Source organism: Mycobacterium sp. NAZ190054, assembly GCF_001545925.1.
Taxonomy (GTDB): Bacteria; Actinomycetota; Actinomycetes; order Mycobacteriales; family Mycobacteriaceae; genus Mycobacterium.
The window spans coordinates 1-6,683 of record NZ_LMVQ01000208.1; the positions used below are offsets into that span (position 1 = coordinate 1).

The 6,683-nt window shown below is 68.3% G+C and carries 7 protein-coding genes, 1 tRNA gene and 1 pseudogene; 6 read left to right on the forward strand and 3 right to left on the reverse strand.

The window, feature by feature from the left end:
* From ASJ79_RS15565 to pgl, 5 genes are all read left to right on the forward strand, one after another.
* On the forward strand, positions 1 to 1,279 hold a 1,279-nt coding region (locus tag ASJ79_RS15565), incomplete at its 5' end, for a transketolase C-terminal domain-containing protein (protein ID WP_304439115.1).
* A 35-nt stretch (positions 1,280 to 1,314) separates the two neighbouring features.
* Complete coding sequence (gene tal / locus ASJ79_RS15570; protein ID WP_067956670.1) at positions 1,315 to 2,433, forward strand: transaldolase; 1,119 nt, start codon at positions 1,315 to 1,317, stop codon at positions 2,431 to 2,433.
* 9 nt (positions 2,434 to 2,442) lie between these two features.
* Positions 2,443 to 3,972, forward strand: a complete 1,530-nt coding sequence (gene zwf / locus ASJ79_RS15575) for a glucose-6-phosphate dehydrogenase (RefSeq protein ID WP_067956673.1) — start codon at positions 2,443 to 2,445, stop codon at positions 3,970 to 3,972.
* Positions 3,969 to 4,880, forward strand: coding sequence for a glucose-6-phosphate dehydrogenase assembly protein OpcA (opcA, locus tag ASJ79_RS15580; protein ID WP_067956681.1), 912 nt, complete (start codon positions 3,969 to 3,971; stop codon positions 4,878 to 4,880). Before zwf ends, opcA begins: the two co-directional genes overlap by 4 nt.
* Positions 4,877 to 5,611 carry a 6-phosphogluconolactonase gene (pgl, locus tag ASJ79_RS15585; RefSeq protein WP_067956675.1) on the forward strand — a complete coding sequence of 245 codons (735 nt, stop codon included), beginning with the start codon at positions 4,877 to 4,879 and terminating at the stop codon, positions 5,609 to 5,611. The genes opcA and pgl overlap by 4 nt, the downstream gene beginning before the upstream one ends.
* Here pgl and ASJ79_RS15590 read toward each other — a convergent pair.
* Positions 5,579 to 5,983 carry a DUF6632 domain-containing protein gene (locus tag ASJ79_RS15590; protein WP_067956677.1) on the reverse strand — a complete coding sequence of 135 codons (405 nt, stop codon included), beginning with the start codon at positions 5,981 to 5,983 and terminating at the stop codon, positions 5,579 to 5,581. The genes pgl and ASJ79_RS15590 overlap by 33 nt on opposite strands.
* Before the next feature lie 2 nt (positions 5,984 to 5,985).
* Positions 5,986 to 6,059 (reverse strand) — tRNA-Ile (locus ASJ79_RS15595).
* 129 nt (positions 6,060 to 6,188) lie between these two features.
* Here ASJ79_RS15595 and ASJ79_RS15600 point away from each other — a divergent pair.
* A complete protein-coding gene (locus tag ASJ79_RS15600) occupies positions 6,189 to 6,560 on the forward strand; it encodes an ATPase (RefSeq protein ID WP_067956679.1) in 372 nt (123 codons plus the stop codon).
* On the opposite strand, the pseudogene ASJ79_RS32300 reads toward ASJ79_RS15600, so the two are convergent.
* Positions 6,557 to 6,683, reverse strand: a pseudogene (locus ASJ79_RS32300) (IS630 family transposase); the annotation flags it as partial. The gene ASJ79_RS15600 and the pseudogene ASJ79_RS32300 sit on opposite strands and share 4 nt — an antisense overlap.

Consider the following 6,683-nt stretch of genomic DNA (forward strand, 5'->3'; position numbering starts at 1 on the left):
GGCGCCCAACAAGATGAACACCGGCGGCGTGCACGGTTCGGCGCTCGGCGCCGACGAGGTGGCGGCCACCAAGAAGATCCTGGGCTTCGACCCCGAGAAGACCTTCGAGGTCAGCGAGGACGTGATCACCCACACCCGCGGCCTGGTTGGCCGCGGCAAGGAGGCCCACGACACGTGGCAACGCGAGTTCGACGCGTGGGGTGAGCGCGAGCCGGAGCGCAAGGCGCTGCTCGAGCGGCTGCAGGCCCAGCAGCTGCCCGACGGCTGGGACGCCGACCTGACCTACTGGGAGCCCGGCTCCAAGCCGGTGGCCACCCGCGCGGCGTTCGGGCAGGTGCTCAACGACGTCGCACCGAAGCTGCCCGAGTTGTGGGGCGGCTCGGCGGATCTGGCGGGCAGCAACAACACCACCATCAAGAGCGCCAAGTCCTTCGGCCCGCCGTCGATCTCGACCGACGATTTCACCGCGGACTGGTACGGACGGGTGCTGCACTTCGGTGTACGCGAGCACGCGATGGGCGCCATCCTGTCCGGCATCGTGCTGCACGGCCCCACCCGCGCGTTCGGTGGAACGTTCCTGCAGTTCTCCGACTACATGCGTCCGGCGGTGCGGTTGGCGTCGCTGATGGACATCGACACGATCTACATCTGGACCCACGACTCGATCGGACTGGGCGAGGACGGCCCGACCCACCAGCCCATCGAGCATCTCGCGGCGCTGCGCGCGATCCCGAACCTGTCGGTGGTCCGGCCCGGCGATCCGAACGAGACCGCCTACGCGTGGCGCAGCATCATCGCCCGCGGCAACGGCAGCGGACCGGTCGGTTTCATCCTGACCCGACAGGGCATCCCGGTGCTCGAGGGCACCGACGCCGATGGTGTGGCCCGCGGCGGCTACGTCCTCGGCGGCGGCACACCGGCCGAGGACGCCGACGTCATCCTGATCGCCACCGGTTCGGAACTGCAGGTCGCGGTCGAGGCCCAGAAGTTGCTCAGGGAGAAGGACATCTCGGCCTACGTGGTGTCGATGCCCTGCATCGAATGGTTCGAGTCCCAGCCCAAGGAATACCGCGACAGCGTGCTGCCCCCGAACGTGTCGGCGAGGGTGGCCATCGAGGCGGCGGTGGCGCAGAGTTGGTACAAGCTCGTCGGCGACACCGGCGAGATCATCTCCATCGAGCATTACGGCGAATCGGCCGACGACAAGACGTTGTTCCGCGAATTCGGCTTCACCCCGGAGGCAGTGGTGGCCGCGGCGGAACGCACCATAGCCAATTGACCGCACCGCGGCCGAAGCGAATTAGCGAGGATGACATGACCCAGAACCCGAACCTGGCGGCACTGGCCGCAGCAGGTGTGTCGGTGTGGCTCGACGACCTGTCCAGGGACCGGTTGCAGACCGGCAACCTGACCGAGCTGATCGACACCCGATCGGTGGTCGGCGTGACCACCAACCCGTCGATCTTCCAGGCGGCGCTGTCGAAGGGCCACGCCTACGACGCGCAGGTCAAGGAGCTCGCCGAACGCGGCGCCGACGTCGACGCGACGATCCGCACCGTCACCACCGACGACGTGCGCAACGCGTGCGACGTGCTGGCCAAGCAGTACGAACTCTCCGACGGGGTGGACGGCCGGGTCTCCATCGAGGTCGACCCGCGCCTGGCCCACGACACGGACAAGACGATCCTGCAGGCGATCGAGTTGTGGAAGATCGTCGACCGGCCGAACCTGCTGATCAAGATCCCCGCCACGATGGCGGGTCTGCCGGCGATCACCGCGGTGATCGCCGAGGGCATCTCGGTGAACGTCACGCTGATCTTCTCGGTCGAGCGGCACCGGCTGGTGATGGACGCCTACCTGGCCGGGTTGGAGAAGGCCAGGGAGGCCGGACACGACCTGGGCAAGATCCACTCCGTCGCGTCGTTCTTCGTGTCCCGGGTGGACACCGAGATCGACAACCGGCTGGAGAAGATCGGCACCGAGGACGCTCTCGCACTGCGCGGCCAGGCCGGCGTCGCGAACGCCCGCCTGGCCTACGCCGCCTACGAGGAGGTCTTCCTCGGCGGTGAGCGCTTCGAGGCGCTGAAATCCGCCGGTGCCCGCGTGCAGCGCCCGCTGTGGGCGTCGACGGGCGTGAAGAACCCCGACTACTCCGACACGCTGTACGTCACCGAACTGGTCGCCCCGAACACGGTCAACACCATGCCGGAGAAGACGATCGACGCGGTCGCCGACCACGGTGTGGTCACCGGTGACACCGTCACCGGGCGGGCCGCCGAGTCGCAGGCGGTGTTCGACCGGCTCGGCGCCGTCGGCATCGACGTGACCGACGTGTTCAAGGTGCTCGAAGAAGAGGGCGTCGAGAAGTTCGAGAAGTCGTGGCTGGAGCTGCTCGAAGCCACCCAGGGTCAGCTCGACAGCGCCAAGGGTTGAGCGCAGCCGATGGCCGAGCCGTGGCGTAACCCGTTACGGGACAAGCGCGACAAGCGCATGCCCCGCATCGCGGGACCGTGCAGCGTCGTCATCTTCGGGGTGACCGGCGACCTGGCCCGCAAGAAGCTGATGCCGGCGATCTACGACCTCGCCAACCGCGGCCTGCTGCCTCCGTCCTTCGCCCTGGTGGGTTTCGCCCGGCGCGACTGGGAGGACGAGGATTTCGGCCAGGTCGTCTACGACGCGGTCAAGCAGCACGCCCGCACCCCGTTCCGCCAGGAGGTGTGGGACCGGCTGGCCGAAGGCTTCCGGTTCGTGCAGGGCACGTTCGACGACGACGCGTCGTTCCAGCGTCTCAGCGAGACGCTGGACAAGCTCGACGCCGAGCGCGGCACCGGAGGCAACCACGCGTTCTATCTGTCCATCCCGCCCAAGGCCTTCCCGGTGGTGTGCGAACAGCTGGAGAAGTCGGGCCTGGCCAGCCAGGAGGACGGCAGCTGGAGCCGGGTGGTCATCGAGAAGCCGTTCGGGCACGACCTGGACAGCGCCCGTGAGCTCAACGCGGTCGTCAACAGCGTGTTTCCCGAGGAGTCGGTGTTCCGCATCGACCACTATCTCGGCAAGGAAACCGTCCAGAACATCCTGGCGTTGCGGTTCGCCAATGAGCTCTACGAGCCCATCTGGAACTCGCACTACGTCGACCACGTCCAGATCACGATGGCCGAGGACATCGGACTGGGCGGCCGCGCGGGGTATTACGACGGGATCGGGGCCGCCCGCGACGTCATCCAGAATCACCTGATCCAGCTGCTGGCGCTCACCGCGATGGAGGAGCCGGTCAACTTCAGCCCGCACGAGCTGCAGACCGAGAAGATCAAGGTGCTCTCGGCCACCCGGCCGCTGCAGCCGCTGGACCGGACCACCGCCCGCGGGCAGTACGCGGCGGGCTGGCAGGGCAGCGAGAAGGTGCCGGGACTTCTCGAGGAGGAGGGCTTCGCCCACGACTCGACCACGGAGACGTTCGCCGCGATCACCCTGGAGGTCGACACCCGGCGCTGGGCGGGTGTGCCGTTCTTCCTGCGTACCGGAAAGCGGTTGGCGCGCAGGGTGACCGAGGTCGCGTTGGTGTTCAAGCGGGCTCCGCACCTGCCGTTCGACAGCACGATGACCGAGGAGCTGGGCACGAACGCACTCGTGCTCCGAATCCAGCCCGACGAGGGCATCACGATGCGCTTCGGGTCCAAGGTTCCCGGCAGCGCGATGGAAGTCCGGGACGTCAACATGGATTTCTCGTACGGTTCGGCGTTCGCCGAGGACTCACCGGAGGCCTACGAGCGGCTGATCCTCGATGTGCTGCTCGGCGAGCCGTCGCTGTTCCCGGTCAACGCCGAGGTCGAATTGTCGTGGCAGATCCTGGATCCGGTGCTGGCGAACTGGGCCTCGGAGGGCAGGCCGGAGCCGTATGAATCCGGCACCTGGGGCCCACCGTCGGCCAACGACATGGTGCACGGGCTGGGCCGGGAATGGAGGCGGCCGTGATCGTCGAGCTGGCCGACACCACCACCAGCGAGATCAACAAGAAGATCACCGGGCTGCGTGAGGAGGGCGGCGCGCTGACCCTCGGCCGGGTGCTGACGCTGGTGATCGCCCCCGACAGCGAGGCGACCGTCGAAGGCGCCATCGAGGCGGCCAACTTCGCCAGCCGCGAGCATCCGTGCCGGGTGATCGTGACGCTGCCCGGTGACCGCGACGCCGCACAGTCCCGACTGGACGCCGAGCTGCGGGTCGGACGCGACGCCGGGGCGGGCGAGGTCGTGGTGTTGCGTCTGCACGGCGAACTGGCCGACCACGCCGCCAGCGTGGTGCTGCCGTTCCTGCTGCCGGATACTCCGGTGGTGGCCTGGTGGCCGGCCGGCGCTCCGGCCGTGCCGTCGCAGGATCCGTTGGGCAAGTTGGCGATTCGCCGGATCACCGACGCCACCCGCTCCCCCGACCCGCTGTCCGCGATCAAGAGCCGGCTGTCCGGCTACGCGGCCGGCGACACCGACATCGCGTGGAGCCGCATCACCTACTGGCGGGCGCTGCTGGCATCGGCCATCGACGAACCACCGCATGAGCCGATCGAGTCGGCGGTGGTGTCGGGATTGCAGTCCGAGCCGGCACTCGACATCCTTGCCGGTTGGCTGGCCAGCCGCATCGACGGCCCGGTCACGCGTTCGGTGGGCACGCTGAAGGTCGAATTGCACCGTGCCGGTGAGACCGTCACGCTCAGCCGGCCCCAGGAAGGGGTGACCGCGACGCTGAGCCGCACCTCCCGCCCGGTGGCGCTGCTCCCGCTCGGCCGCCGGGACGTGCCGGAATGCCTGGCCGAAGAACTTCGCCGGCTCGATGCCGACGAGATCTACCGGGAAGCGCTGGCAGGACTGGACAAGGTGATCTACCGATGAATCAGAAAATCGAAACCTACTCCGACACCGCGGCGTTGGTGACCGCCGCGGGTGATCGGCTGGTCGACGCCGTCACGGCGGCGATCACCGCGCGCGGGGTCGCCCACGTCGTGCTGACCGGCGGCGGAACGGGAATCGGCCTGCTCAGACGAGTCGGTGAGCGCAGCGGCGAGATCGACTGGTCGAAGGTGCACGTCTACTGGGGTGACGAGAGGTTCGTGCCCCACGACGACGACGAACGCAACGAGAAACAGGTCCGCGAGGCGCTGCTCGACCACGTCGACATCCCGGCGGCCAACGTGCACGCGATGGCCGCCAGCGACGGCGAGTTCGGGGACGCGCTGGACGCCGCGGCCGAGGCGTACTCGCAGGTGCTGATCGAGGCCGGCGGCTCCGAACCCACGCCCGTGTTCGACGTGCACCTGCTGGGCATGGGCCCCGAGGGACACGTCAACTCGCTGTTCCCCGACACCGCGGCCGTCAAGGAGGCCGAACGCATGGTGGTCGGGGTGACGGACTCCCCCAAGCCGCCGCCGCAGCGAATCACGCTGACCCTCCCGGCGGTCACGCGGTCGCGCGAGGTGTGGCTGGTGGTGGCGGGAGCCGGCAAGGCCGACGCGGTGGCGGCGGCGGTCGGCGGCGCGCAACCGGTCGACATCCCGGCCGCAGGTGCCGTGGGCCGGGAGGCGACGGTGTGGTTACTCGACGAGGACGCCGCGTCGAAGCTCTGACCGGCGCACCAGCACGGACAGCACGACAGCGGCCAGGATCAGCGCCGGGACGTCACCCCACAGGTGTCCGAGGGTGTGGCTGCCCCGCACGGCCTGCACCGCCATGATCGCGGCGTGCACGACGCTCGACCACACGGTGAACCAGATCAGGCTCAGATGGTCCTCGGGGCGGCGCGCGGCCAGGCAGAGGAACACACCCAGCACCACGTACAGGCCGACGATCATCATGAAGTAATCGGACTCGTACGGCGCGCCGTGGTGCCATGCCCATCCCGACGGCCACACGGCGGCGAGCGGATACAGCAACAGCATCACCGCGCCGAACGCCACCAGCGCGATGCGCAGAAGCCGGTAGTAGACGCTCGGTGTCATCGTGCTCCCGGCGGGACTTGAACCCGCGACTTCCGTCTTATAAGGACGTCACTCTGACCCACTGAGTTACAGGAGCGCGCCAACCTGAGTCAGCGCGCCGCTATTCGCTCCTGGCGCACGTGCCGTCCACCCACAGCCTTGGGTCTACCACACGCGGGGGCATCAAGACAGGGGGCTCGGCCGATGTCTCGGTCATACTGACCGGATGGCAGACAAGGCCGGCAGACCGGTACGCACCGGCCCGGAGCGCATCCGCAAGCTCGCCCAGGCGGCGCTGAACGCCGACGTCACCGTCGAGCAGGTCGACACGATCCTGGAGAGCCTGAGCGAGACGCTGGAGGACCTGAACAGCTCGACCGAGACGCTCGACGCCACGCTGGAGCGGTTCAACGACACCATCAGCCGCATCGACGAGTTGGCGCCACGGCTGATCGCGGTGGTCGACCGGTTGGAGGGCATCGTCGCCCGCGTGGAGCGGATGGTCGGAATCGGCGAATCGGTGATGAACCCGTTGGCCGTCACCGAGCAGATGGTCCGCGGTGCGGTGGACAAGGTGCGCCGCAGCACCGGGCTCTAGTGTCCTGAGTCATTAATTCGGGCGCAGTAGTTGGCGATGCTGGCCAGGATTTGATCGGCGGTCTTGGTCCAGACGTAGGGCTTGGGGTTGTCGTTCCAGGTGTCGATCCACGCTCGGATGTCG